Source organism: Streptomyces sp. NPDC051364 (genome assembly GCF_040682115.1).
Classification (GTDB): domain Bacteria; phylum Actinomycetota; class Actinomycetes; order Streptomycetales; family Streptomycetaceae; genus Streptomyces.
In genome coordinates this window covers 65,235-90,573 of sequence record NZ_JBFBAH010000025.1, presented here as the reverse complement: position 1 = coordinate 90,573, position 25,339 = coordinate 65,235, and the positions used below count along the sequence as shown (strand labels likewise).

Sequence of the window (25,339 nt, the reverse complement as noted above, 5' to 3'; positions counted from 1 at the left end):
CGCGGTGCAGTCACCCGGATGCATTGGGTCATGGCACGGAATCCTGGAAGGTGGGTACGTACGTTCTCATGAGCCAGCCGTACCCGCGCAGCCAAACGGAATCTGATGTTCTGGCAGCCGTCACTCCGGCGCCACCTGCGGCCCCATCAGCTGCGGTGCCGTCGTCGACGTACCGCCTTCAACTGCGACCGGAGTTCCCCTTCGCGGCGGCCGAGGCAGCCGTACCGTACCTCGCCTCGCTCGGCGTGTCGCACCTGCACCTCTCGCCGGTGCTGGAGGCGGTCCCCGGCTCGGCGCACGGGTACGACGTCACCGACCACTCCGTGGTGCGGGCCGAGCTCGGCGGCGAGCCGGGGCTGCGGGCGCTGGCCGCGGCCGCCCGGGGGCACGGGCTCGGTCTGGTGCTGGACATCGTGCCCAACCACATGGCGGTGCCGTCCCCGCTGCGGCTGAACCGGCCCCTGTGGGAGGTGCTGCGGGAGGGGCCGCAGTCGCCGTACGCGCGCTGGTTCGACATCGACTGGGAGGCGGGCGGCGGCCAGGTACTGCTGCCGGTGCTCCCGGGGCCGCCCGAGCCCGGCGCGTTCACGGTCGACCGGGACGGCGGGGTGCTGCGCCACGGGGAGCTGGAGTTTCCGCTGCGGGAGGGCACGGACGGGCTCGCCGCGCCGGAGCTGCTGGCCGCGCAGTGGTACCGGCCGGCTTGGTGGCGGGAGGCCCGGACGGGCCTCAACTACCGGCGGTTCTTCACCATCTCGGAGCTGATCGGGGTCCGGGTGGAGGACCCGGAGGTGTTCGCGGCGACGCACGCCAAGGTGCTGGAGCTGGTGCGGGACGGGGTGGCCGGGGGACTGCGGATCGACCACGTGGACGGGCTGGCGGATCCGGAGGGGTACCTGCGGCGGCTGCGGGCGGCCGTGGGCGGGGACTGCTGGGTGGTGGTGGAGAAGATCCTGGCCCGGCAGGAGCGGCTGCCGCCCGGCTGGCCGGTGGCGGGGACCACCGGGTACGACGCGCTGCGCCGGGTGGACGGGGTGTTCACCGACCCGGCGGGCGCCCCGGAACTGACCCGGCGGTACGTGGAGTTCACCGGGACACCGGACTGGGAGCAGACGGCTCGGGCGTGTGCGCGGGACGTGCTGACCGGCGACCTGGCCGCCGAGCTGGCAGCCCTGGAGCGGGCCGCCGGTCCGGAACTCGCGGCTGGTGTACGGGAGTTGCTGATCGCCTATCCGGTCTACCGGCCGTACCCCGGCGAGCCCGAGCTCGACCCGCAGGCCCTGGCGGAGGCCGCCGCGACGGCCGGTCCGGGCGCGGTGGCCGGCGTACGGGACCTCGTGCTGGGCGATCCCGCCTTCGCGGCGCGCTTCGCCCAGACCTCGGCGGCCCTGCGGGCCAAGTCCCTGGAGGACCGGGCCTTCTACCGCCACGCCCCGCTGCTGTCGGCCACCGAGGTCGGCGGGGACCCCGGGCAACCGGCGGTCTCGCCCGCCGAGTTCCACGCGTACTGCGCCGCCCTCGACCGGGACTGGCCGGGCTCCGGGACGGTGCTGTCCACGCACGACACCAAGCGGAGCGCGGACGTCCGGGCCCGCATCTCGACTCTCTCCCAGGCTCCCGAGCTGATGGGCCGGCCCGCCGGTCCCGATCCCCAACTCGCCTGGGTGGCCCGGCAGACGGCGCTCGGCCTCGGGGAGGTCCCGGAGCGCGCCGAGCGCCTCGTACAGGCGCTCCTCAAGGCCGTCCGCGAAGCGGCCCTGCACACGAGCTGGACCGACCAGGACCCGGCGTACGAGGCCTCCGTGGCGGGATACCTCCCGGATCCGGAGGAGCCCGCGGAGCCGGCGGAGCTGGCGGAGCTGGCGGAGCTGGCCGGGGCGGCCCGGGCGAACCTGCTCGGCATGGCGTTGCTGCACCTGGCGATGCCCGGGGTCCCGGAGGTCTACCAGGGGGCCGAGACGGAGTACCGGGCCCTGGTCGACCCCGACAACCGGCGCCCGGCCCGGTTCCCCCGCGAGGCCCTGGCCCGGCTGGACGCGGGAGCCGGACCGCAGGGGCAGGCGGAGGAGAAGCTCGCGCTGACGGCCGCCCTGCTGCGGCTGCGCCGGAACCGGCCCGAGCTGTTCACCGGCTACGCCCCCCTCGCCGCCCGGGGCCCGGCGGCGGAGCACTGCCTGGCCTTCGCCCGCCCGGCCGGGCTGGTCGCGGCCGCCACCCGGCTCTCGTACCGGCTGGCCGCGGCCGGCGGCTGGCGGGACACGGCCCTGGCCCTCCCGCCGGGTCGCTGGACGGTGCTCCTGGACCGGGGGGCCTCGTACGAGGGCGAGGTGCGGCTGGCGGACCTGCTCTCGGCCCGCCCGGTCGCCGTCCTGCTGCGCGACGGCGGCCTGGGAGACGAGTAGCCCGGCGAAGGTGGTCGCCGAGCGGGGCGGGCGGGTGCTGGGCGTCCACCTGGTGGGGCCGCACGTGTCGGAGGTGATCGCGGAGAGCCGGCTGATCGTGGGCCGGGAGGCGGAGCCGGGGGACGTGGCCCGCCACGTCCACGCCCATCCGACGTTGTCGGAGGCGGTGGGTGAGGCCTTCCTGTCCCTGGCCGGCCGCGGACTCCACCAGCAGTAGCCGACGGGCCGCCCCGGCAAGGCGTTGGCCAGGGGTTTCCGGGAAGTGTGGGGCGCGCGGAGCAGTAGGGGGCGTGCGCGGCGGGCATTGCATCAGACGTGACCATCCTCCGTGACATGTGCTACCCCACACCGTCCGAGCTCGCGCTGGCCGCCCGCGTGCTGGCGGACGAGCACCCCGGCCCGGCCCGGCTCCGCCAGGCCGGCACCTCCCGGGGCGGCCGGCCCCTGTGGCTGCTCTCCGTCGAGCCGAGCGGCCGCCCGCAGCGCGCGGGCGTGCTCGTCGTCGCCGGGGCCCACGCCAACGAGCCCGTCGGCGGTGCCACCGCGCTCGCGCTGGCCCGGCGCGTCCTCCACGAACCGGCGATCCGCGCCGGGCGGGGCTGGCACTTCCTGCTGTGCGCCGATCCCGACGGGGCGGCCCTGCACCGCACGCCCCGCCCGTACTCCCTGCTCGACTACCACCGGAACTTCTTCCGGCCCCCCGGTCCGGAACAGCCCGAGTGGGCGCCGTCTTTACTGCCTCCGGACCGGCTGCCGCCCGAGACCCTGGCCCTGACGGCCCTCATCGACGAGCTGCGGCCCGTCCTCCAGGTCTCGCTCCACGGCACCGACCTCGGCGGGTCCTGGGTTCAGCTGACCCGGGACATACCGGGCCTCGCGGAGCCGTTCGCCAAATCGGCAGCCGAGCTGCGGATCCCGGTGGAGACCGGGGCCTCGGACGCGGCCGGCTGGCCCTCCCCCGGGCCCGGGATCTTCGTGATGCCGCAGCCCGGGGCCGACCCCGCCGGGGCGTTCCACCCGGAGGACACCCGGCTCAGCACCTGGTACCACGCCCACCGGTACGCCGGGACCACCGCCATCGTCGAAGTCCCCATGTGGGCCTCGGACCTGGTGGACGACCCCGCCCCGCATCCGGACCCGCGCGGCGCCCTGCGGCTCCTGGCGGGGCGGCTCACCGCCGACGCCGCGCTCGTGGCCCGCGTACGGGACCGGGTACCCGGGGCCTCGGAGCCCGGAGCGGGCCCCGGCGCGGGCCCCGGCGGGGACCCCGATGCGGCCGCGCTGCTTCGCGCCGTCGACTGGACGCTCGCCCTGATCCCCCGGATCACCGTGGAGTGGACCGGCCCCGGGGCCCCCGCCGAGGCCACGGCGGCCTCCATCGGCAGCATCGACGCCTTCGGGCGGCGCCTGTCGCTGCGCGCCGCCGCGATGCTGCTGCGGGTGCTCCGGGCCCAGGGCCACCCGGCGGCGCCCGGGCTGGACCGGCTCGTCACCGGCTGGTGCGAGGAGTTCGCCGCCCGGTTCCAGGCGCGCCGGGTCCCGGTGGCCAACCAGGTCGAGCACCAGACCCGTACCGTCCTGGCGGCCTACGAACGGCTCGTGGCGGCCGGGACGGTCAATGCGTAGAGGCTGCCGCCGCGACGGGTACGGACAGGGTGTACCGGCGCTTGGGCGCGCCCGTGGCGCCGAGCCGGTCGTAGAAGCGGATCGCGCCCTCGTTCCAGTCCGGGGTCTGCCACTGGACCTGGTCGAGGCCGAGCTCGCGGGCGAGGCCTGCCACGCCGCCCATCAGGGCGGCGCCGAGGCCGTGCCCGCGGGCCTCCTCGGCAAGGTAGAGGCAGTCCATGTGGAGGTAGTGCCGGGCGTCCCAGAACGCGAACTCGGCGGAGCAGGCGGCATATCCGGCGACCGAGCCGTCCGGCGCCTCGGCCAGCAGCACCCACAGGCGGGCGCCCTCGGCGAAAAGCTGCGGCCCGAGCCGGTCGGCCAGGTCCGCGGGCCGGGGCGCGGACTTCTCGTACGCGACGTGCTCGTGGACGAGTTCGACGAGGCGGGGCAGGTCCTCGGGGCGCGCGGGGCGCACGACGGGCGGGTGTTCCTTCGGGTCCTTCGGGTCTCCGTGTTCCATGGACCCCATCATCGGCCCCGGCAAGATCCGCGAGCCGGGCAGGCCCGAGGCCGCTTAGCTGGAGGACAGCCGGAAGTTCATCCGGCCGAAGCCGATCTGGTCACCGGCCCGGACCGCAACCGAGCCGGTCACCCGGCGTCCGTTGACCGTGGTGCCGTTGGAGGAGCCGAGGTCGGTGAGCACCCACACCCCGTCGCGCAGCCCGAGCTCGGCATGCACGCGGGACACGGTCTCGTCGGTGAGCCGCAGCCCGTTGCCGGGGTCGCGGCCGATCCGCAGGGCCCGCGCGCTCGGGTGCGGCAGCAGCAGTTTGGGCAGCCGCTCGGCGGTCCACGCCCGCCGGACGCCGGCGGACACGGCCGAGGCGCGGCCCACCCAGGCGAAGACGCGACGCGTCCACGGGCCCTCGCCGCTCCCGCGGTTCTCGAGGTCTGCGGTGAGGACCACGAGGTCCTCGGAGCGGCGGGCGACCAGGGCGAGTTCCATACGGCGCAGGAACGTGTCGTGGGACAGCTTCCCGAGGGCCGCACCCTCGCGGAGCTGCTCCAGCGCCCGGTCGCGCTCCGCGTCGGACAGGCGCGGTACCGGGAAGGCGGGGAACTCGAAACTCGACGTCACAGGGTGATTGTCGGCCCGTCAGGGCCGGAGTGTCCAGAACTCCTCCGGCCGTCCCGCGATGATGGGGCAGGCACACGTTCCGGGTACCGCCGCAGACGAGGGGAACCGTCCGTGCAGTTCGAGGTGTGGGCACCGCTGACAGACCGGGTCGCGCTGCGGCTCGGCGACGCGACGTACGAGATGGCACGCGATCCCGACCGGGCGGGCTGGTGGCTCGCCGAGGCCCCGGCAGCCGACGGGGACCGGTACGGATTCCTGCTGGGCGTGGCCCCTGGGGAAGGGCTCGTACGACCCGACCCGCGGGGTCGGCGGCTGCCGGACGGGCCGGACGGCCTCTCGGCGGTGGTGGATTTCGAGCCACTCACCCCGCAGGCCCCGGCGCCCGGGACGCGGCTCCAGGACGCGGTCCTCTACGAGCTGCACATCGGCACGTTCACCCCCGAGGGCACCTTCGACGCGGCCGCCGCCCGCCTCGGGCACCTCACCGCGCTCGGGGTCACGCACGTGGAGCTGATGCCGGTCTGCCCGTTCCCCGGCCGGCACGGGTGGGGGTACGACGGGGTCGCGCCGTGGGCGGTGCACGAGCCGTACGGCGGCCCGGCCGGGCTCGCCCGGTTCGTGGACGCGGCCCACGCGGCCGGGCTGGGGGTGGTGCTGGACGTGGTCCACAACCACCTGGGCCCCTCCGGCAACCACCTCCCGGCCTTCGGCCCGTACTTCACGGACACCCACCACACCCCGTGGGGCGCGGCGGTCAACCTGGACGCGGCCGGCTCCGACGAGGTGCGCGCGTACCTGCTGGGCAGCGCCCTGGCCTGGCTGCGGGACTACCGGATCGACGGGCTCCGGCTGGACGCCGTGCACGCGCTCGCCGACGGCCGGGCGCTGACCTTCCTGGAGGAGCTGTCCGCAGCCGTGGACGAGCTCGCCGCCGAGAGCGGGCGCCCGCTGTTCCTGATCGCGGAGTCCGACCGGTGCGATCCGCGCACCACGACCCCGCGCGCCGCCGGGGGCCTGGGCCTGCACGCCCAGTGGAACGACGACTTCCACCACGCCCTGCACTGTGCGCTGACCGGTGAGTCCCAGGCGTACTACGCCGATTTCGCCGAGGCGCCGCTCGCCGCCCTGGCCAAGACCATGACCCGGGCCTTCTTCCACGACGGCACCTGGTCCTCCTTCCGGGGCCGCAGCCACGGCCGCCCGGTGGACCGGCGCCGCACGCCCGCGCACCGCTTCCTCGGCTACACGCAGACCCACGACCAGATCGGCAACCGGGCCCTCGGCGACCGGCTCGCGGGCTCGCTCTCCCCCGGGCTGCTGGCCTGCGGTGCGGCGCTGGCGCTGACCGGGCCGTTCGTGCCGATGCTGTTCATGGGCGAGGAGTGGGCCGCGGGCACGCCGTGGCAGTACTTCACCGACCACCCGGACCCGGAGCTCGCCGAGGCGGTACGCAGCGGCCGGCGCCGGGAGTTCGCGGCGCACGGCTGGAAGGCCGTGGGGGTCCCCCCAGCGGTAGCTGGGGGAGAGATCCCGGACCCGCAGGACCCGGCCACCCGGGACCGCTCGTGCCTGGACTGGGCGGAGCCGGAGCGCGCACCGCACGACCGGCTGCTGGCCTGGTACCGGACCCTGATCACCCTCCGGCGCACCCACCCGGACCTGCGGGATCCGGACCTGGCCGCGGTCCGCGTGGCGTACGACGAGGAGCGCCGCTGGGTGACGTTCCGGCGGGGCGACGTAAGGGTGGCGGTGAACCTCTCCCCCGACCCGGTGACCATCGCCCTCGGCCGCAACGGGGTCCGGGTCCTGGCCTCCTGGGAACCCGTCGAGCACCCGGGCCCGGACGGGCGCGTCCACGTACCGGGCGAGTCGGTGGTGCTGCTGGGGCCGTAACTCACCTCACTGGGGAAGTACTTGATCACATCGGGCCCGATTTGATGGAGTCGGCCCATGGAACAGGTACTGGATGAGGGCAACGGACCGACGGCCGCGTACGACCGCATCGGGATCGGCTACAAGCAGGTACGGCGGCCCGATCCCCGGCTGGGCGCGCTGATCCGGCAGGCGCTGGGCGGCGCGCGCACCGTCGTCAACGTCGGCGCCGGGGCCGGGGCCGGGTCGTACGAGCCGGAGGACGCCGAGGTCACGGCCGTCGACCCGTCGCAGGTGATGCTCGACCAGCATCCCGGCCGACGGAAGGTGAAGGCGGGCGCGGAGGAACTGCCGTTCGCCGACGGCGCCTTCGACGCCGCCATGGCGGTCCTGACCGTGCACCACTGGCCCGACCTGCACCGCGGGCTCGGCGAGCTGCGCCGGGTCTCGCGCCGACAGGCCGTCTTCACCTGGGATCCCGAGCACCGGCCCGAGCTGTGGATCGTGGACGAATACCTGCCGGAGATCCGGGAGTTGGACCAGGCGCGCTTCACACCGGTGGCGGAGGTCGTGGAGGCGCTGGACGCGCACACCGTGCTGCCGTTCCCCATCCCGCACGACTTCACGGACGGCCTCCAGACCGCCCACTGGCGCCGGCCGGAGGCCTATCTCGACCCGGCCGTACGGGCGGCCAGCTCGACCTTCGCGACGCTGCCGCCCTCCGTGGTGGAGCCGGCGATGGAACGGCTCCGCGCGGACCTGGCCTCCGGGGCCTGGCAGCGGCGCCACGCCCACCTGCTCGGGCAGGAGAGCGTGGACTACGGCTACCGCCTGGTCGTCGCCGGGGAGTTGTGACCGCGCGGACTCCTGCCTGCTCCTGCCCCTACTCGACGACGGCCAGCTCGCGCGGGGCGTTGTTGAAGCTGCGGCCGCCGTCCTCGGTGACCGTCACGATGTCCTCGATGCGCACCCCGAAGCGGCCGGGCAGGTAGATGCCCGGCTCCACGGAGAAGCACATCCCGGGGACCAGGGGCTGCTCCTCGCCCTCGACCATGTACGGGGGCTCGTGGGTGGTCACGCCGATGCCGTGGCCCGTGCGGTGGATGAACCGGTCGCCGTAGCCGAACTCGGTGATCACCGCGCGGGCCGCCCGGTCCACGTCCTGGCAGGCGATGCCCGGGCGGACCGCCGCGGAGGCGGCCTGCTGGGCCTCGCGGACGATGTCGTGGACGCGCTGCTCCTCGGCGCTCGGCTCGCCGACGTGCACGGTGCGCGAGATGTCGGAGCCGTAGCCGTGCTTGAGCCCGCCGAAGTCGAGGACCACCATGTCGCCGTGCCCGATGGTGCGCTCGCCGGCCTCGTGGTGCGGGTTGGCCCCGTTGGGGCCGGATCCGACGACCGTGAAGTCCACCTGGGAGTGGCCGTGCTCGCGCAGCAGCGCGGCCAGGTCGGCGGCGATGTCGGTCTCCCGGCGTCCCGCGAAGGGGACCTTGAGGATCTGCGCGTACGCGGCGTCGGCCGCCGCGCCGGCCGCCTCGAGCCGTTCCAGCTCCCGCTGGTCCTTGACCGCGCGGAGCATCGGCAGGACGTCGGTGAGCGGGGCGTACGAGGTGGCCGGCAACTCCCTCTGGAGGCCGAGCAGATGCATCGCCCAGGTGTTGTCGCTGACCCCGAAGCGGCCGCCGACGTCGAGGAGCGGCGCGGTGACGCCGTACGGGTTCTTCCCGTCGGCCCAGTCGCGCAGGGTCAGCGCGGGAGCCCCGGGGGCCTTGGCCGCGTCGGGGGCCTCCAGGGCGGGCACGACGAGGACGGGCTCCTGCCCGGCGGCGAGCACGAGCAGGGTCAGCCGCTCGGTGCCGATCGGCCGGTAGCCGGTGAGGTGGGCGAGGTCGGGCCCGGGGGCGATGAGCAGCCCGGCCAGCCCGGCGTCGGCGGCGCTCTGTGCGGCGGCTGCCATCCGGGCGGCGTAGTCGGCGTGCGTGAACGGATCGGGTTCGAGGTCCATGCTGCGATCCTGCCGCCGCGCCCGGCCGCGCGCGAGTGGTTGGGGGTGTCTTGCCGGTCAGGCCGGATCAGGGAGCGGCGCCTGGTGCCGTGGATCGCAAGGCCGAGGAGAGAGTCGACGCGGTGGGGGCACCTCCCAGCGGTAGCCGGGGGACGTCGGCGACCGACGAGAACGCGGCGAGCCGCGGTGCCGGACGCCGCGAGCCCGGCCTGGCCGGCGAGACACCCCCCTACCGCGCCGCGGTGAGGCGGGCGGCGAGGGCGGCGGCTGCGGGGGTGGGGGTGCCGGGGGCGAGGAGTTCCGTACGGTGCACCAGGCGCGGGTCGGACAGCGGTACGGCGACCCCGGCCCCGGCGGCCTGGGCCACCCGGCGGGGCAGCAGGACCAAGCCGTGCCCGGCGGCGGCGAGGGCGCACAGGGCGTGCAGGTCGGTGCCGTCGTAGCGCAGGGCCGGAGCGGTCCGTACGGCGGCGGGCAGAGGCGCCGCGCCGGGCGCGTCGATCCAGCGGGCGTCGGCGAGGTCGTCCAGCCGGAGCGCGGCCCGGCCCGCGAACGGGTGCCCGGCCGGGAGCAGTACGGCGAGCTCCTCCTCGCCGGCGCCGGTCACGGTGAGCGGGGCCACGTCGGGCAGCCGCAGCGGGTCGCTGGGCGCGGCGAGGCCGTCGACCAGGCCGAGGTCGCAGCCGCCGGTGGCGACGGCGGCCGGCACCTCGGCGGCCGGCAGCACCCGCAGGGCCACCCCGGTGGCCGGCAGTGCGGCCAGCAGCCGGGGCCCGACGCAGAGCGGGGACGCGGCGAGGGTGACCTGCCCGGGCGGCGCGGCGGCCAGCCGCAGCACATCGGCCCGGGCCGCTTCGAGCCGCAGCAGCAGCGGCCCGGCGTGTTCCAGCAGCCGCACCCCGGCCGGGGTCGGCTCCACGGGCCGCCGCGTGAGGAGCTCGGCACGCAGGTCTCCCTCGAGGGCGGCGATGTGCTGGGACACGGCGGACTGGGTGTAGCCGAGCTCGCGGGCGGCGGCGGAGAAGGAGGACAGCCGGGCGACGGCGACGAAGGTACGGAGCAGGTGCGGATCCATGGCGCCAGCGTGCCACCGGCCGGGCGGCCCGCGCCCGGGGGTCCGCCGCCCGGCGCGCCCGGCCGGCGGTGGGCCGCGGCGTCCCTATCGTGGACGGGGTGAGCATCCCCAGTGGCCCGTCCGCAGGCCGCAGCAGGCCACGGCGCGCATCCCGGACCGACTCCGCCGGCGCCGTGTACGGCTCCCTCCTCGCCACCTCCGTGGTGGCCACCGCAAGTACCGTCGGAGACCGTCCGCGGCTTCACCTCGTACTCCTCCTGCTCATCACGGGTCTGGTGTTCTGGGCCACCCACGTGTACGCCGAGCTCGCGGGGGAACGGCTGGTCGGCCAGCCGTGGAGCCGGCACGAGATTCGCCGGGTCGCCCTGCACGAGTGGCCCATCGTCGAGGCCGCCGCCCTGCCCGCGGCCGCCGTGGTCCTCAGCGGTCTCCTCGGACTGGACTACGTGGGGACGGCGTGGCTGGCCATGAGCGTGGCGGTGGCGCAGCAGGTCATCTGGGCGTGCCTCGGCGCCGCCCGCGCCGGTGCCACCCGCGGCCAGCTGGCCGCCGAGGGGGTCGTCAACCTTTTCCTCGGCCTGATCCTCGTCGCCACCAAGGCCGCACTGAAGCACTGAAGCACTGAAGTACTGAGACATCGATCAGATCTGCTGATCGAACATGCAGGAACAATCGTTGGCGCTGAACCGCGGCCGGGTCGCAGGATGACCGGTATGACCACTGCACGGACCACCCGGCCCGCACGGGTCGCCCTCGTCGGCGACCGCTCCCCGCACGTGAAGTCCCACACCCGCATCCCCGGGCTCCTCGACGCCCTCGCCTCCCGCGACGGGCTCGTCCTCGATGCGTACTGGATCCCCACGGGCGACGCCGCGGCCGAGGCCGCCTCCGGGGCCCTGGCCCGGTTCGACGCGATCTGGCTGCTGCCCGGCAGCCCGTACGCCAGCGAGGCGGGGGCGCTCGCCGCGATCCGGGTCGCGCGGGAGGAGGGCATCCCGTTCCTCGGGACCTGCGGCGGCTTCCAGCACGCACTGCTGGAGTACGCCCGCTCGGTCTGCGGGCTGGCCGGCGTCGCGCACGCCGAGAACGACCCCGGGGCCGAGGAGCTGCTGATCGCCCCGCTCGCCTGTTCGCTCGTCGGCCACGAGGGCCTCGTACGGGCCGAGCCCGGGTCGCTCGCCGAGTCCGTGCTCGGCGCGGAGCGGTCCATGGAGCGCTACCACTGCAGCTACGGTCCGGAGCCGCGGTACCTGCCGGTGCTCACCGCCCACGGGCTGCGGCTGTCGGGGCACGACGAGGACGGGCAGGCGCGCATCGCGGAGCTGCCGGGACATCCCTTCTTCCTGGCCACGCTGTTCCAGCCCGAGCTGTCCGGGGACGGAAGGCGCCCACACCCCGTCGTGAAGGCGTGCGCGGCGGCGGCCGTCGCGCACGCCGCGGCCGGATAACGCGTGGCGGGACCACCCTCCTGATCAGCTATGCTGTGCATGCACATCGAACGGGCGGTCCGCCGCCCTTCGTGGTGGGTGTAGCTCAGTTGGTAGAGCACCTGGTTGTGGTCCAGGTGGCCGCGGGTTCAAGTCCCGTCACTCACCCTGATCCCCTGGGGTACGAGGTCTCCTCGTACCCCAGGGGCTTTTTCGTGTCCTCCCGCTACCCCCGCAGGAACGCCTCCACCGCCGCGGCGAAGGCGACCGGGGTCTCGTGGGGCGGGTAGTGCCCGGCGCCGGGGACGGGGTGGACCCGGCAGTTGGGGTACGAGACCTGCCAGGTGGCCTGCATCACCTCGGGGGTGAGGGCCAGGTCGTACTCCCCGACGAGGACCAGCACCGGGACCGTACTGCCCTTCACGGCGGCGGACAGGTCCAGCGGCTGCCAGCTCGCGAGGTACGCGGCCACCGACCTCCCGGTCCTGGAACGGCGGCTGCTGCGCACACCGGACGACCGCGTCAGACGGTCTTGATCGCCGGGTCGGAGAGGCCCGGGGCGCCCGTTTCGACGTGGCCTGCGAAGCGGCGGAGGAAGGTGCTGTCCGCGTCGGAGACGACCTTCACGTCGTACCAGCGGCCCGTCGTGTTCAGGTCCGCCGTGTACGTGGCCGTGCCGCCCGCCGCGACGCGGAGGGTCTGGGCCGCGCCGCCATAGGTGTTGGTCACCGTCAGGTTGACCGCCGCCGAGCCGGAGTTGGTCAGCGTCAGCTTCAGGTTGCCGGTTGCTGCGTCGTGGCGGGCCGTGGCCTCCGGGCCCGCCTTCTTCGCCGGGCCCTTCCATGTGCGCAGGAACCCGTTCGGGCCCCAGACCGTCAGGTTGATCTGGTTGCCGGTGGAGCTGCTGGTGCTCCAGGTGTCGGCAAGGGTCTTGCCCGCCTCGACCGTGTAGGGCCAGGGGCCGTCCGTCCGGTTGCCCGAGGTGCTGTGGAAGTGGGCGCCGAGGGTGGGGCCGGAGGAGAAGGTCAGGGTGAACTTGCCCGTGGAGACCGTGGCCTTGCCGTCCACGTACGGGGCGTAGCCCAGCGCGCGCGTGGGCTTGCCGCCCGCCTCCTGCTTGGGCAGGGCACCCGTCGCCGGCGGGACCGGGTGGTAGGACGGGTGGGCGTTGTGGTCCGGCGGGATGTAGCCCGCCGTGGAGGGCAGGGCCGCGGGCGAGGCGTCCGCCCTCGAGAAGTCGAACGCCGAGGTCAGGTCACCGCAGACGGCGCGGCGCCACGGCGAGATGTTGGGCTCCTGCACGCCGAAGCGCTTCTCCATGAAACGGATCACCGAGGTGTGGTCGAAGGTCTCGGAGCAGACGTAGCCGCCCTTGCTCCACGGGGAGACCACGATCATCGGGACGCGCGGCCCGAGGCCGTACGGGCCGGCCGCGTAGCCGCCGCCCCCGGCGTACAGGTCCTTCGAGACGTCGGCCGTCGACAGGCCCCACGCCGCGGACGCCGGCGGGTACGGCGGGACGACGTGGTCGAAGAAGCCGTCGTTCTCGTCGTAGGTGATGAAGAAGGCCGTCTTCGCCCACACCGCCGGGTTCGCGGTCAGCGCGTCCAGGACCTGCGAGATGTACCAGGCGCCGAAGTTGACCGGCCAGTTCGGGTGCTCGCTGAAGGCCTCGGGGGCGGCTATCCAGGAGACCTGGGGCAGCGTGCCGTTCACCACGTCGGCGCGCAGCTTGTCGAAGTAGCCGTCGCCCGCCTTGGCGTTGGTGCCCGTACGGGCCTTCTCGTACAGGGGGCTGCCGGGCGCGGCGTTGCGGTAGTTGTTGAAGTACAGCAGCGAGTTGTCGCCGTAGTTGCCGCGGAAGGCGTCGCTGATCCAGCCCCACGAGCCGGCCGCGTTCAGGCCGTCGCCGATGTCCTGGTAGATCTTCCAGGAGATCCCGGCCGCCTCCAGGCGCTCCGGGTAGGTCTTCCAGCCGTAGCCGGCCTCCTGGTTGCCGAGGACCGGGCCGCCGCCGGTGCCGTCGTTGCCCGTGTGGCCCGTCCACATGTAGTAGCGGTTCGGGTCGGTCGCGCCGATGAAGGAGCAGTGGTAGGCGTCGCAGACCGTGAAGGCGTCGGCGAGCGCGTAGTGGAACGGGATGTCGTTCCGCGTCATGTACGACATGGTCGTGGCCGTCTTGGCCGGGACCCACTTGTCGTACTTGCCGTTGTTGTACGCGGCGTGGCCGCCGGCCCAGTCGTGGTTCAGGCCCTCGACGAACTGCATGCCGAGGTCGTTGACCTGTGGGTTGAAGGGGAGGATGTCCTTCGTGCCGTTGGACTGGTAGAAGACGGACTTCCCGTTGTCCTGGAGCACCGGACGCGGGTCGCCGAAGCCCCGCACGCCCTTCATCGAGCCGAAGTACTGGTCGAAGGACCGGTTCTCCTGCATGAGGACCACGATGTGCTCGATGTCCTGGATGGTGCCGGTGCTGCCCTGTGCCGGGATGGCGGCCGCGCGCGCGATGCTCTCGTTCAGCATCGCGGCTGCGGCGGTTCCGCCCGCGATCTGCAGGAACCTGCGGCGATTGAGCTCAGCCATGGGGGACGACCTCTGCGAGTGAGGGGGGGGTGTCGAGGGGCGACCCAAGGACAGCGGTCCCGGGGTACCGGACGGAGATCAGTTCGTGACACCGCGCGGTACAGCTGGAGAACGGAAAGACCTCCCGGACGGTCCGCGCATCTGCTGAAATGACCTCCCAAACACACTGCACGGGGGGTGCGGAGCAGATGGCGGGGACCGAGTTCGGGCATGCCCTGGGGCGGTCCCGCGCGCTTTCCGGCCTGCCGGCTGCTCCGCTGGTGGCACGGTACGGGGAACTCGTTGCACTGCAACAGGCCCTGGGCTTACGCCACTTGGGCGAGTTACTGGTTCCGGCCGGCGGGCGGTTCCGAGTCCTCGACGGGATCTTCACCGTCGAAGGGCCGGGGCGGCGGCGCCATGTGGGGGCCGGGGCCCTGCGGGGGCTGCGGGCTTCCCGGGGGGCTGCCGGGGGCGGGGCCGGAGCGGGAGCCGGTGCGGGTGCCGGTGCCGATGCCGGTGCGCTGCTGGACCGGCTGGCCGGGATCCAGGAGCGGGATCCGGCCGCGCTGCGGCGGATCCTGCTGTACCAGCTGGTGCAGCTGCTCCACGACCACCCCCGGGGGGAGTTGCCGGACACGGCCGCCGGGTTCGGGGTCGACCCCGACGAGGCGGCGGCCCTGGTGCACGCCGCCGCGGGGAGCTCCCGGCTGGATCCGGCGCAGCGGGCGGCCGCCGAGGGGCTGGAGGACGCGTGGCTGGCCGGGCGGGTGCGCGCCGCCGCCCGGAGCGCCGCCGTGCTGCCACCGTCGGTGGCCGGCGGGGATCCGCTGCTGGCGGGGCGGCTGGCCGAGCTGGCCGGGCGGGTACGGACCGCCGACGCGCTGCTGGACGAGGCCCGGGAGTACGAGGACCGCGAGGATCCGGAGCAGGCCGCCGCGGCGTACGCGCAGGCGGCCCGGCTGGCCTGGGACTGTCCGCGCGCCGTACGGGGCCTGGTCCGCACCCACCGCCCGGCCGACGGGGACCCCGGGCCGCTGGAGGCCTGGCCCGTACCCGGCGGGGCGGCCCTGCGCAGACCGCCCGGCGCCGACCCGGACGGGACCTGGCGGGTGGTCCGGCTGACCCGGCGCGAGCCGCTCACCACACCGCTCCCGGAGGTGCCGGGCCCGCTCGGCGCGGGACCGCTGACGGACTGCCGGGCCCCGCTCGGGCGCGAGGTCCGGTACGTGGCCCTCCCGGCCGAGGACGGCGCCCCCCTGGTCAGTGCCCCGCTGCTCGTGGCCCCCGAGGTTGCGGAGCTCCGCCTCACCGACGGCCGCTCCCGCATCGAAGCCGCCTGGCTCCGCCCGCCCGGCGCGACCGGCGTACGGGTGACCCTGACCGACCCCGAGGGCCGCACGACGAACCTCGGCCCCACGGCGCCGTCCGACGCGGCGGGTGGCCGGGAAGCCGTACGGGCCGAGGGGTTGGGGCCCGGGGCGTACGTGGTGCGGGTGCGGTGTCGGTATGCGGGCGTGGGGGGCGAGGTGGCGTCCGGAGGGGTCGAGGCCGCCGTCACCGTGCATCCCTGGCCCGAGCCGGTGGTCGGGCTCAGCGCGGTCGCCCGCGATGTCGGCGGGCTGGAGTTCCGGTGGGCCGGGGGCGCCGGGGCCGACGTACGGCTCGTGCAGTGGCCCGGGGCGGTCCCCGCCGAGGGGGCCGAGCTGGCGGTCGGCGCACTGCCGGCGGCGCTGCCCTGGGTGGATGCGGACGGCATCGCCGAGCCTCCGCCCGGCACGCTGGCCACCGTCAGTGCCGTGGCCGTCCTGGGGGACCGGGCGCTGGCCGGGCCGGGCGTGGCGGTCGAGGCCCCGGAGGCGGTCACCGGGCTCACGGTCCGGCGGACCACCGCCGGGCGGGCCCGGATCAGCTTCGACTGGCCCGACGGCGCCGGCCGGGTCACGGTCGCCGTCACCCCCGAGTCCGGCGGCGAGCGCACCGAACACCCCGTCGTACGGGCCGTGTTCCTGCGCGAGGGGCTGGAGCTGCCGGTCGGCCCCGGCGCCGTCCGCGTCACCGCGTACGCCGCCCCGCGCAGCGCGCTCGCGACCGCGGCCGCCTCCCGCGACGCCGAGCAGGCCGTCCTCCCGGCCGATGTGGCCATCGCGTACCAACTCCTGACCGGGCCCCGGCGGATGCTGCGCCGCGGTCCCGCCGTGCTCCGGGTGACCCTCCACGCGCCCGGCGGGGATCCCGGATCCGGGCTGCCCGACTTCGTCCTCGTCGCCGGAGCGGGCGGCGGTGCGGCCCGTCCTCACCGGCCGGTCGACGGCGCCGAGTTGTGCCGGGTGACCGGCGCCGAGCTCGCGGCCTCGGGGACCGTCGAGCGTGAGATCGTCCCCCGCGCGCCCGGCGGCCCGTACGCCGTGCGCGGTTTCCTCCTCGGCGGCCGTGCCGCCTCCGTCCGGCTCGACGAGCCCTCCCTCACCTCCCTGGTGGTCCGCTGACATGACCTCCGTCGTCTGCCCCTACTGCTTCGACCGCTCGGCCGCCGCCCGGCTGCCGTTCCGCTGCCAGATGTCCGCCACCGGGGTGCGCGGCGGCAAGCCGTGCACTGCAGAACTCGACGGCATATGGGCGGAGTTCATGGGACCGAGCGTGCCGCCCGCGCTGAAGATGCGCGGCCCGGTCTTCACCGCCCCTCGCGGCCTCGCCGGCCGCCTCGGCAGCGGCGGCGCCGCGCGGGCGGACTGCCCGCACTGCGGGGTGTCCACCCCCGTCCGGGTCTGCCTGCGCTGCCACAGCGACTTCCCGAGCGACTACACCGACCAGGACACCCGGATCATCGCCCTGCTGGGCCCCAAGGCCTCCGGCAAGAGCACGTACGTCTCCGTCCTGATCAACGAGCTGCGCAACCGGGTGGGCCGGGCGTACGGCGCCTCCATCACGGCGATGGGCGGCGAGACCCAGCGCCGGGACCGGGAGATGGCCGAGGACCTGTACGACCGACTGCGGCTCCCGGAGGCGACGAGACCGGCGGCGCTCGGCTTCAACGACCCGCTGCTGTACCGGCTCAGCCTGCCGCTGCGCCGCCGGCTGCGCGGGGACGGCAGCCGGCACACCGCGCTCGTGTTCTTCGACGCGGCGGGCGAGGACCTCGGCAGCGCCGAGGCCATGGACCGGTACACGCACTACCTGGCGGCCGCCGACGGGATCATCCTGCTGGTGGACCCGCTGCAGATGCGGGCCGTACGGGACCAGCTGCCGGTGGACGCGGGGCTGCCGCTGCCCACCGTGGAGACCCCGCCGCAGCAGATCGCGGCGGACCTCGCGGCGCAGCTGCGGGCCCACGGGCGGGGCACCTCGCGGGGCCGGGTCACCACGCCCGTGGCGGTCGCGGTGACCAAGACGGACTCCCTGTTCTCGCTGGTGGGGCCGCACTCCCCGCTGCGGCGCAATGCCGGGCACGCGGGCGGCACGGTGGACGACGAGGACCGGCTGGCGGTGCACGAGGAGATGCGGGGGCTGCTCGACGGCTGGGACTCGGGGGCGCTGTACCGCCAGCTGGACCGGGACTTCGCCCGGCTGTCGCTGTTCGGGCTCTCAGCGCTCGGCTCCCCGCCGCCCACGCACGCCCCGGCGGACGCCCCGAAGTCGGGGCCGCAGCCGCTGCGGGTCGAGGACCCGCTGCTGTGGCTGCTGGGGCTGGGCGGACTGCTGCCGCGCACCGGGACCGGCGGCGCGGGCCGGCGTACGGCGGCGGCCGCAGGCGCCGGCGCGACGGCGGACCGGCCGTACGCGTCGGGAGGAGAGGCATGAACCTCGCGCAGATGCACTACACCTCGGCGCCGCCGGGTCCCGACGGATCGGGATTCCGGTTCACCGCCGTCAGCCCCGGGGTGCCCGCCTCGCTGCTGCGCGAGGCCGAGCAGCTGATCGGGTACGAGCCGCCCCGGGACGCGCCGCCCCGCCCGAGCCCGGACCAACTGGGCGCCTTCCCACAGGCCTTGAGCCTGAACGTGCTCGCCGACGGCAGCCGGCTGCTGGCCCGCTCGGTGTACACGGGCGCCGACTACAGCGGCCGCTGGGGCAACTTCCACGCCCACGCGGTGCATCTGCCGCAGCCCGCCGACCCGGACCGGCCCGCCGAATGGCCGCTGCCGATCACCGCCTGGGGCTCCCGGCAGTGGGCGGCCGACTCCCCGCCGGCCGGGGTGCCCGTGCCTCCGCTGGCGTCGGTGCCGGCCCCGGGCCCGCTCGACGTCGGCGCGCTGGCGGCCTTCGTGACCGCCCGCGGGCGCTGGCTCGCCGGGTTCTTCGCCGATGTACGGCGGCTCGTCGAGGACCCGGCCGCTCCGCAGCTCGTCCTGGTGGAGCAGGACAGCGAGGCCGTGGCCTGGTGGATCCTGCTCGCGTGCAGTGTGCTGCCGCACCGGCGCGGCCAGTGGCTCACCTTCACCACCTACACCCGGCGGCCGCAGCTCGCCCGGCAGCAGATCATCGGCGTGGTGCCGGAGGACGGCCTGAGCCTCGCCGGGCAGGAGCACCGCTACCGGGTGTACGACGCCGCCCGCGCGGCGGCCCCCGCACCGGGCCCCGACCCGTGGGCGCAGACCGCCGCGCTGATCTGGCGGGCGCAGCGGCAGGACCTCTTCGCGGACGTCCGGCGGCTGCCCGGCCGGCGGTCCGGGCCGTACGAGGCGGGCCCGCTGGCCGCGCTCGCCCTCGCTGCGGGCATCGGGCTGGACTCGGCGGGCCGGACCGCTGCCGCCGACTGGGCCGCCGGACACCGGGAGGCGCTGGACGGCGTACGGCTGCACGCGCTGGCCCGGGCGCTGGGCGGCCCGGCCGGGGACCGGGGGCCCGAGGAGGCCGCCGCGAGCGGGCGGCTGCTGACGGCCCTGGCCGGCTGGGCACCCCCGGCGGTGAGCGAGCCGCTGGTGGAGCTGGCCCTGGCCGGGGCGGTCCGCTCGGGCGGCGCCGTCCCGCCCGCCGGGGCGCTGGGCGAGGACGCCCGGGCCCGGATCGCGGCCGAGCTGGGGCCGGAGCTGCGGGCGGCGCTCACCGACACGGAGCGCGAACCGGACGACCGGGTGGGGATGTTGCGGGTCGCCGCCGAACTCGGGGTAGGCACCGCGGATCTCCTGCCCGATGTGGCACGGCAGTTGGCGCTCGCCCTGATCGCCGATCCCGAGCGGGCGTACGGGGAGGCGGTACGGGCCGCGCTGGCGGAGCCGGCGCAGCTGCGGGAGCAGGCCGGTCTGCGGGGCCTCGTGCTCGACCGGCTCGACTCGCTCGCGGCGGGCGATCCGGCCGCGGGGGCCCGGCTGTTCGCCCTGACCCCGCTACGGCTGACCGGGGCCGAGGCGCTGCCGCATCTGCGGATGTGCGCACAGGCGCCCGCGGTGGCCGGGGCGGGCGGGGCTGCCGGGGCGGGCACGGACCGGGTGAAGGCGATGACCGGGCTCGTGGAGCACTCCGGGGCCTCGCTGGAGGAGGAGCCGCTGGTGCTGCGCACGGCGATGCGGCTGGTGTGGGGCGCGGAGCCGCCGGGAGCGGGCGAGGCCTGGCTGGCCCTGTCCGCCCTGGGCGACCGGGCCCACCGGGAGGCCGGCACCTGGGAGCTGCTCGCGCAGGCGGCGGTCTGCGCCCCGGCCGACGACCGGTACGCGGAGGAGCTGGCGCTGGAGCTGCTGCGGCGGTTCTCCGCGGAACTCCCCGCCCCGCTGCGGTCCTCGCTGCTGCTGCTGGAGCTGGCCCGGAACCTGCGGGCCGGGGAGACGGGGGCGGGCTGGGTCCGCCAGGCCCTGGACCTGCGCTCGCTGGACCCCACGCCGACGGCGCGGGAACACGCCTACGCGGCGGTGGCCGACCGGCTGCTCGCCGAGGACCGGCCCGGGAGCGAGCTGCGGGCCCTGGTCGAGAGCAACGACGCGGAGCTGCTGGCCGCGTACCGGCGCGCCGCCCGGCAGCCGCAGGTCTCGGACCGGCTGAGACGCGACCCCCGGTACGCGGCGGAGTGCTTCGCGACCTGGTCCTCCCAGCCCCAGGCCGGCCCGGTGTGGCAGGAGGCCCGCACCGACCTGCTCGACGGCGTGCTGCGCCCGGTCGTACGGGGCCTGGCGCCGGCGGAGCTCAAGGCGCTCGAGGAGGCGCTGGGCCGGCTCGGCGGCCGCTGGGCGGAGGACTTCCGCGGCTGGCAGCGGCCCGGCGCCTTCGGACGGCTCCGCGACCGCTTCGGCGGCTCCGGGCGCCGCGGCGCGAAGCCCGCGCCCGGCAGCCCGCCGCTGCGGGGCGGCTCCGGTGGGCCCATCGTCCCGGGCGACTCCGCCGAGGAGGGGCGGTGGCCGTGAACGCGGGGCTCGTCCTGCAGATCCTCGGGGTGGCCACCGGCGTGATCGGGGCGGCAGTCTGCCTCGGGTACGGGCTGTGGCGGTTCCTGGGGCTGGCGCTGGGGGCCGCCTGGACCGCCTTGCGGCCTCGCACACCGGGGACCCCCGACCCGCGGGTCGGCTCGTACGGTGGCACGGAGCCGGGGCAACCCGCCTACTGGGCACGGCAGATGTGGACCGACGCCGTGGCCGCGGCGCAGGCGGCCGCGCACACCGTCCGGTACCTGCTGGTCCACCACTGGCTCGACGAGATCGTCCGCCACCGGCTGCTGAGCGGCCGCAACGGATCGACCGGGGACCGCGCCGAGCACGTCCTCGGGCGGCTCCTGCTGCGGCTGCTCGCACCGGCGACGGCGCTGGCCGCGCTGCTGTCCGCCCTGCTGTCCTGCGCCCTGCTCCTCGGCGTCGCCCTGGCGTTCGCCGCCCAGCTGCTGCTGGTCTCGGCCGTGGCGCTGGCCGGGGTGCTGGCCGGGCGGAGCGCGGAGCGGCTGTGGCAGCTGGCCCGCGGCATTCGCATGAAGTGCCCGTACCCCGGCTGCTACCGGCCGTTCCCGCTGGCCGTGCACATCTGCCCGGGCTGCGGCGCCGCCCACCGCGAGCTGCGGCCCGGCCGGTACGGGGCGCTGCGGCACGTCTGCCGCTGCGGGCGGGCGCTGCCCACCACCGCGCTCGCCGGGAGACGCAAGCTCACGGCCCGCTGCCCGCACTGCGACCAGGGGCTGCCGCCGGCCGTGGGCACCACGCGGGTGGTGCACGTGCCGCTGATCGGGGGCACCTCCGCGGGGAAGACCATGCTGATGGCGGCGATGCTCGACGGGCTGCGGGCCTGGTCGCACGAGTCGGCGCTGACGGTCGAGTTCGCTTCCCCCGCCGACCGGCGCGAGGCCAACACGCTGGGCCGGCAGGTGGAGTCGACGGGGTGGGCGCTGAAGACGCAGGGCGGGCAGCCCCGGGCGCTGATGCTGCTCGTCGGGCGCGGGCGCGGCCGGCTGCGACTGCTGCGGCGGCAGCGGCTGCTGTACCTGTACGACCCGATGGGCGAGTCGCTGCGCGATGCGGACACCACCCGGCGCCAGGAGTACCTCGCCCACGCGGACGGGGTCCTGCTGGTCGCGGACGTGCTGGCATCGCCCGCCGTACGGCGCACCCTGCGCGGGGGCGACGGGCAGCTGGCGGTGGCCGCCCGGCCCGCCGACCTCGGTCCGGTGGAGACGTACGCGGGGTTCACCGGGGAGCTCCAGGGCCTCGGCGGCCGGCGGCGCCGGCTCGGCGTGGCGGCGGTGGTGACCAAGCGGGACGTGCTGGACCGGCTGGACTCGCTGCCGCGGCCGGAGGGGGGCGCGGTCGACGCCTGGCTGTCCGAGATCGGGCTGGGCGAGCTGGTCCGCGCCCTGGGCCACGACTTCGCGGCGGCCCGCTACTGGGCGGTCAGCGCCCATGCCGCCACCGGGGCGGGCGCCCTCGCGTCCGAGCAGCGGCGGGCGGCGGAGCCGGTGCTGTGGCTGCTGTCCCGTACGGGGCTGCGGATCGGCGGGGCGGCGGCCGCGGCCGAGGAGCCGCGCCTGCCCCGGCTGCCCCGGCCGCGGGGCCGCACCGGCCGGACGGCAGCAGATCGATCAAGCCTGTGACGTGGCCCGGGCCGAGGGCTAGGGTCCAAGAGTCCTTGAGAAGAGGAGCAACACCCCATGGTGACACCGCAGATCGCGCGGGGGCGGCTGCTGATGCTGGTCCTGTTCGTGGTGGCGGTCGTGATGACGGCGGCCGCCGGGCTGGCGGCGCTCGTGCGGTACGTACCGCAATGGCTCGGGAGTTGAAGGAGATTAGCGGTGAGTGACATCCCCGGCGGGCCGATGGCGAACCGGCCCGTCCACTTCATCTGGCTGCTCGACTGCTCGTACTCGATGCAGGGCGAGAAGATCGGCCAGCTCAACTACGCGATCAGAGAAGCCGTTCCGGAGATGCGTTCGGTGGCGCAGGACAATCCGGCGGCCCAACTGCTGCTGCGCACGATGACGTTCTCCACCACGGCCCGCTGGCACCACCAGGACCCGGTTCCGGTGGAGAACTTCACCTGGCAGGACGTCCAGGTGGACGGCATGACCAATCTGGGCGAGGCCCTCCAGCTGGCGGCCCGGGAGCTGGACACCCCGCCGATGCCGCAGCGGGCGCTGAAGCCGGTGCTGGCGCTGGTCTCCGACGGGGTGCCGACGGACGACTGGAAGGCGGGGCTGCGGGCGGTCGACGCGACCCCGTGGGGGCGCAAGGCCGTACGGGTGGCCATCGCGATCGGCGCGGACGCAGACCGCACCGTGCTCCAGGAGTTCCTCGGCAATCCGGAGCTCCAGCCGCTGGACGCGAACAGCCCCAAGCAGCTGGCGGCGGCGATCCGCTGGGCTTCGACGGCCGCGGTCAAGGCGGCCTCGCAGCCGGTGGCGGGCTCCGCGGACGCGATGGCGAAGCAGCCGCCGTACGCTCCGCCGGTGCTCGACGACGACGATGACGACGTGTGGTGAGCGGGCCCGTGTCACCGGAACCACCGCCCGTACCGCCGCACGTACCGGCGCCCGTACCGCCGCACGTACCGGCGCGCGTTCCGCCCTGGGCCACGCTCCGGGAGAGCGTCCAGGGCGTGAACAAGACCCGCAACCAGGACTACTGCGAGGTCGCGGGCCGCGGCACCGCCGAGGAGCCGCTGATCATGGCCGTGGCCGACGGCCACGGCTCCGCGGTGCACGCCCGCAGCCATCTGGGCTCCCGTTTCGCGGTGGACCTGTTCGTGGAGGAGGCCCGGCGGTTCGGGGCGCTCGCCCAGCCCCGCGGCGAGGAGCGGCCGCCGAGCCTGGCCTGGCTGATGCACTACGCCGAGCACGCCTTCCCCCGCCAGCTGGTCAGCGCCTGGCGGGAGAAGGTCCTCGGCAACTGGGAGCGGACCAGCTCCCACGAGGAGCCCGGCCTGTCCGAGGAGCGCAAGCTGCTGCTGTACGGGAGCACGCTCGTCGGCGCGGTGCTCACGCCCCGGGTGTTCGCGGCCTGGCAGCTCGGCGACGGCGAGCTGACGGTGGTGGACGACGACGGGCGGGTGACCGTGCCGCTCGCGCCCGCCGAGGCGGACCTGGGGGACGAGACCGAGTCACTGTGCAGCCCGGCGGCGTGGCAGCGCGTACGGACGCACTGGGCGCCGGTGACCGCCCCCTCGCGGGCGCCCCGGCTGGTCGCGGTCTCCACGGACGGGCTGTCCAAGAGCTTCGCCTCGGACCGGGGCTTCCTGCAGTTCATGGCCGGGCTGGACGAACGGCTGTCGGCGGAGGGCGCGGACACCGTCCGGGCCGTCCTGCCGGAATGGCTGGCCAAGGCCTCGCAGCACTCGGGGGACGACACGACTCTGGTGGCGGCCTGGCACCCGGCACCGGCGGCAGCCACCGGGGCGTACGGGGCCACCGGGAACTGCGGGGCTGCCGGGACCTACGGGGCCACCGGGGCGACGACCACTGACGCGGCACCACCGACCGACCCGTACGGGAGAGACGAATGAGCGGCATGCTCGACAGCGGAACCCTGCTGACGACCGACAGCGGCATGGGCGTGGAGGTCTTCGACCTGCTCGGAGCCGGCGGCCAGGGGGAGGTCTACCGGGTGCGGACCCCCGCCGGGTACCAGGCGCTCAAGTGGTACTACCCGACTTGCGCGACCCCCGGGCAGGAGGACATCGTCCGCCAGCTGGTGGGCCGCGGCTTCGACGACGACCGCTTCCTGTGGCCCCTGGACTTCGTGGCCGACGGGCGCGGCGGGTTCGGGTACCTGATGGACATCCGTCCGGACCGGTTCAAGGGCCTGCCCCTGCTGTTCCGGCGGCAGCTGCACACCACGCCGCGGGCCCTGCTGAGGGCCTGCCTGTACACGGTCGAGGCGTACCAGGCCCTGCACTCGCGCGGGATCGCGTACCGGGACATCTCCTGGGGCAACATCTTCTTCGACCCGGCGACCGGCGACGTGCTGGTCTGCGACAACGACAACGCGGTGGTGGAGGGCGACAGCACCGGCATCTCGGGGACGATGGAGTTCATGGCGCCCGAGCTGGTGCGGGGTGATCCGGGGTTCTCCCCCGGCACCCAGAGCGATCTGCACTCGCTGTCCGTGCTCCTGTTCATGCTGCTGATGAACCACCACCCGCTCAAGGGGAAGCGCGAGTTGGCGATCCACTGCCTCGACGAGGCCGCGGAGCGCAAGCTGTACGGGAAGCAGCCGCTGTTCGTCTTCGACCCGCAGGACCGGTCCAACGCGCCCGATCCCACCGAGCACGCGACGGTACTGGCCACCTGGGCGGTGGCCCCGGCATCCCTTCGGGACCTGTTCACCAAGAACTTCACGACGGGCCTGCACGATCCCACGACCCGGGTCCGGGAGTCGCAGTGGCGGGACACCCTGCGGGCCGTGCTCGACGCGGTGGTGGAATGCGCGCAGTGCGGGAAGCAGAACATGACCGAGCCGCGGGCCGCCGATCCGGGCACGTGCTGGAGCTGCGGGAGCACGCTGGTGCTGCCGCCGCGGCTGGTGCTGACCACTCCGCCGCCGCGCACCGAGCACCACATCCTGCTGCACCGGTCCTCGCGGGTGCAGGCGCACCATCTGGCCCCGGAGCCGGCCCGGCACGACTACGGCGATGCCACGCTGGTGGCGCAGCTGACCGAACACCCGCAGAAGCCGGGCCGGTTCGGGCTGGCGAACCGGTCGTCCTCGGCGTGGACGGGAACCCGCGCGGACGGCTCCACCCAGCGGATCGACCCGGGGCAGACGGTGCCGCTGCGCTCGGGCCTGGAGCTGGACTTCGGCGGCGCGCGGGCCGTCGTACGGTCGAAGTAGGCGGGGCCGCCGGGCC

20 protein-coding genes, 1 tRNA gene and 1 pseudogene are annotated in these 25,339 nt (G+C 75.3%); 16 read left to right on the top strand and 6 right to left on the bottom strand.

Annotated features, from left to right (window positions below; translation table 11 throughout):
* The first annotated feature begins 68 nt into the window (after positions 1 to 68).
* The 3 genes and pseudogenes from treY to AB0M76_RS33530 all read left to right on the top strand — a co-directional run bounded on the left by treY (position 69) and on the right by AB0M76_RS33530 (position 4,028).
* Positions 69 to 2,402 carry a malto-oligosyltrehalose synthase gene (treY, locus tag AB0M76_RS33540; protein ID WP_365956526.1) on the top strand — a complete coding sequence of 778 codons (2,334 nt, stop codon included), beginning with the start codon at positions 69 to 71 and terminating at the stop codon, positions 2,400 to 2,402.
* Between the two features lie 7 nt (positions 2,403 to 2,409).
* Positions 2,410 to 2,619, top strand: a pseudogene (locus AB0M76_RS33535) (dihydrolipoyl dehydrogenase); the annotation flags it as partial.
* A 98-nt stretch (positions 2,620 to 2,717) separates the two neighbouring features.
* On the top strand, positions 2,718 to 4,028 hold the full coding sequence (locus AB0M76_RS33530) for a M14 family zinc carboxypeptidase (protein ID WP_365956525.1): 1,311 nt from the start codon (positions 2,718 to 2,720) through the stop codon (positions 4,026 to 4,028).
* On the opposite strand, the gene AB0M76_RS33525 is transcribed toward AB0M76_RS33530, so the two are convergent.
* Together AB0M76_RS33525 and AB0M76_RS33520 are read right to left on the bottom strand one after the other, a co-directional pair.
* Positions 4,018 to 4,530, bottom strand: a complete 513-nt coding sequence (locus AB0M76_RS33525) for a GNAT family N-acetyltransferase (RefSeq protein WP_365956524.1) — start codon at positions 4,528 to 4,530, stop codon at positions 4,018 to 4,020. The two genes, AB0M76_RS33530 and AB0M76_RS33525, sit on opposite strands and share 11 nt — an antisense overlap.
* Positions 4,531 to 4,584: 54 nt before the next feature.
* A complete protein-coding gene (locus AB0M76_RS33520) occupies positions 4,585 to 5,148 on the bottom strand; it encodes a DUF1707 and FHA domain-containing protein (RefSeq protein WP_266662506.1) in 564 nt (187 codons plus the stop codon).
* A gap of 111 nt (positions 5,149 to 5,259) precedes the next feature.
* Between AB0M76_RS33520 and treZ the strand changes: the two genes are divergently transcribed.
* Together treZ and AB0M76_RS33510 are read left to right on the top strand one after the other, a co-directional pair.
* Positions 5,260 to 7,041 carry a malto-oligosyltrehalose trehalohydrolase gene (gene treZ, locus AB0M76_RS33515; protein ID WP_365956523.1) on the top strand — a complete coding sequence of 594 codons (1,782 nt, stop codon included), beginning with the start codon at positions 5,260 to 5,262 and terminating at the stop codon, positions 7,039 to 7,041.
* 57 nt (positions 7,042 to 7,098) lie between these two features.
* A complete protein-coding gene (locus tag AB0M76_RS33510) occupies positions 7,099 to 7,875 on the top strand; it encodes a methyltransferase domain-containing protein (protein WP_365956522.1) in 777 nt (258 codons plus the stop codon).
* Positions 7,876 to 7,903: 28 nt separating this feature from the next.
* Here the strand turns inward: AB0M76_RS33510 and AB0M76_RS33505 are convergent, their stop codons facing one another.
* Together AB0M76_RS33505 and AB0M76_RS33500 are read right to left on the bottom strand one after the other, a co-directional pair.
* Positions 7,904 to 9,025: an aminopeptidase P family protein gene (locus tag AB0M76_RS33505; RefSeq protein WP_365956521.1), complete on the bottom strand. Its 1,122-nt coding sequence runs from the start codon at positions 9,023 to 9,025 to the stop codon at positions 7,904 to 7,906.
* Positions 9,026 to 9,254: 229 nt separating this feature from the next.
* A complete protein-coding gene (locus AB0M76_RS33500) occupies positions 9,255 to 10,100 on the bottom strand; it encodes a LysR family transcriptional regulator (RefSeq protein ID WP_365956520.1) in 846 nt (281 codons plus the stop codon).
* A 98-nt stretch (positions 10,101 to 10,198) separates the two neighbouring features.
* Between AB0M76_RS33500 and AB0M76_RS33495 the strand changes: the two genes are divergently transcribed.
* The 3 genes from AB0M76_RS33495 to AB0M76_RS33485 all read left to right on the top strand — a co-directional run bounded on the left by AB0M76_RS33495 (position 10,199) and on the right by AB0M76_RS33485 (position 11,695).
* Positions 10,199 to 10,717: a hypothetical protein gene (locus AB0M76_RS33495; protein WP_365956519.1), complete on the top strand. Its 519-nt coding sequence runs from the start codon at positions 10,199 to 10,201 to the stop codon at positions 10,715 to 10,717.
* A gap of 87 nt (positions 10,718 to 10,804) precedes the next feature.
* Complete coding sequence (locus tag AB0M76_RS33490) at positions 10,805 to 11,548, top strand: hypothetical protein (RefSeq protein ID WP_365956518.1); 744 nt, start codon at positions 10,805 to 10,807, stop codon at positions 11,546 to 11,548.
* 74 nt (positions 11,549 to 11,622) lie between these two features.
* Positions 11,623 to 11,695 (top strand) — tRNA-His (locus AB0M76_RS33485).
* A 58-nt stretch (positions 11,696 to 11,753) separates the two neighbouring features.
* On the opposite strand, the gene AB0M76_RS33480 is transcribed toward AB0M76_RS33485, so the two are convergent.
* Positions 11,754 to 11,999, bottom strand: a complete 246-nt coding sequence (locus AB0M76_RS33480; protein WP_365956517.1) for an alpha/beta hydrolase — start codon at positions 11,997 to 11,999, stop codon at positions 11,754 to 11,756.
* Between the two features lie 50 nt (positions 12,000 to 12,049).
* Positions 12,050 to 14,110 carry a phosphocholine-specific phospholipase C gene (locus tag AB0M76_RS33475; RefSeq protein ID WP_365956516.1) on the bottom strand — a complete coding sequence of 687 codons (2,061 nt, stop codon included), beginning with the start codon at positions 14,108 to 14,110 and terminating at the stop codon, positions 12,050 to 12,052.
* A gap of 314 nt (positions 14,111 to 14,424) precedes the next feature.
* Between AB0M76_RS33475 and AB0M76_RS33470 the strand changes: the two genes are divergently transcribed.
* Genes AB0M76_RS33470 through AB0M76_RS33435 form a run of 8 tightly spaced genes read left to right on the top strand, consistent with a single transcriptional unit; the run spans position 14,425 to position 25,323 of the window.
* Positions 14,425 to 16,578 carry a hypothetical protein gene (locus AB0M76_RS33470; protein ID WP_365956515.1) on the top strand — a complete coding sequence of 718 codons (2,154 nt, stop codon included), beginning with the start codon at positions 14,425 to 14,427 and terminating at the stop codon, positions 16,576 to 16,578.
* 1 nt (position 16,579) lies between these two features.
* A complete protein-coding gene (locus tag AB0M76_RS33465; protein ID WP_365956514.1) occupies positions 16,580 to 17,890 on the top strand; it encodes a hypothetical protein in 1,311 nt (436 codons plus the stop codon).
* The gene (locus AB0M76_RS33460) at positions 17,887 to 20,424 is read left to right on the top strand and encodes a GTPase-associated protein 1-related protein (RefSeq protein WP_365956513.1); all 2,538 of its coding nucleotides are present in this window, start codon (positions 17,887 to 17,889) and stop codon (positions 20,422 to 20,424) included. Before AB0M76_RS33465 ends, AB0M76_RS33460 begins: the two co-directional genes overlap by 4 nt.
* A complete protein-coding gene (locus AB0M76_RS33455) occupies positions 20,415 to 22,091 on the top strand; it encodes a hypothetical protein (RefSeq protein WP_365956512.1) in 1,677 nt (558 codons plus the stop codon). Before AB0M76_RS33460 ends, AB0M76_RS33455 begins: the two co-directional genes overlap by 10 nt.
* 57 nt (positions 22,092 to 22,148) lie before the next feature.
* Positions 22,149 to 22,277 (top strand): hypothetical protein, encoded by a 129-nt coding sequence (locus AB0M76_RS33450; RefSeq protein ID WP_266634302.1) that lies wholly within the window; start codon positions 22,149 to 22,151, stop codon positions 22,275 to 22,277.
* Between the two features lie 36 nt (positions 22,278 to 22,313).
* A complete protein-coding gene (locus AB0M76_RS33445; protein WP_030294174.1) occupies positions 22,314 to 22,976 on the top strand; it encodes a VWA domain-containing protein in 663 nt (220 codons plus the stop codon).
* An 8-nt stretch (positions 22,977 to 22,984) separates the two neighbouring features.
* A complete protein-coding gene (locus AB0M76_RS33440; RefSeq protein WP_365956511.1) occupies positions 22,985 to 23,995 on the top strand; it encodes a PP2C family serine/threonine-protein phosphatase in 1,011 nt (336 codons plus the stop codon).
* Entirely contained in the window at positions 23,992 to 25,323 is a 1,332-nt protein-coding gene (locus AB0M76_RS33435) for a protein kinase (RefSeq protein WP_365956510.1), read from the top strand. Before AB0M76_RS33440 ends, AB0M76_RS33435 begins: the two co-directional genes overlap by 4 nt.
* The last annotated feature ends 16 nt before the right edge of the window (positions 25,324 to 25,339 follow it).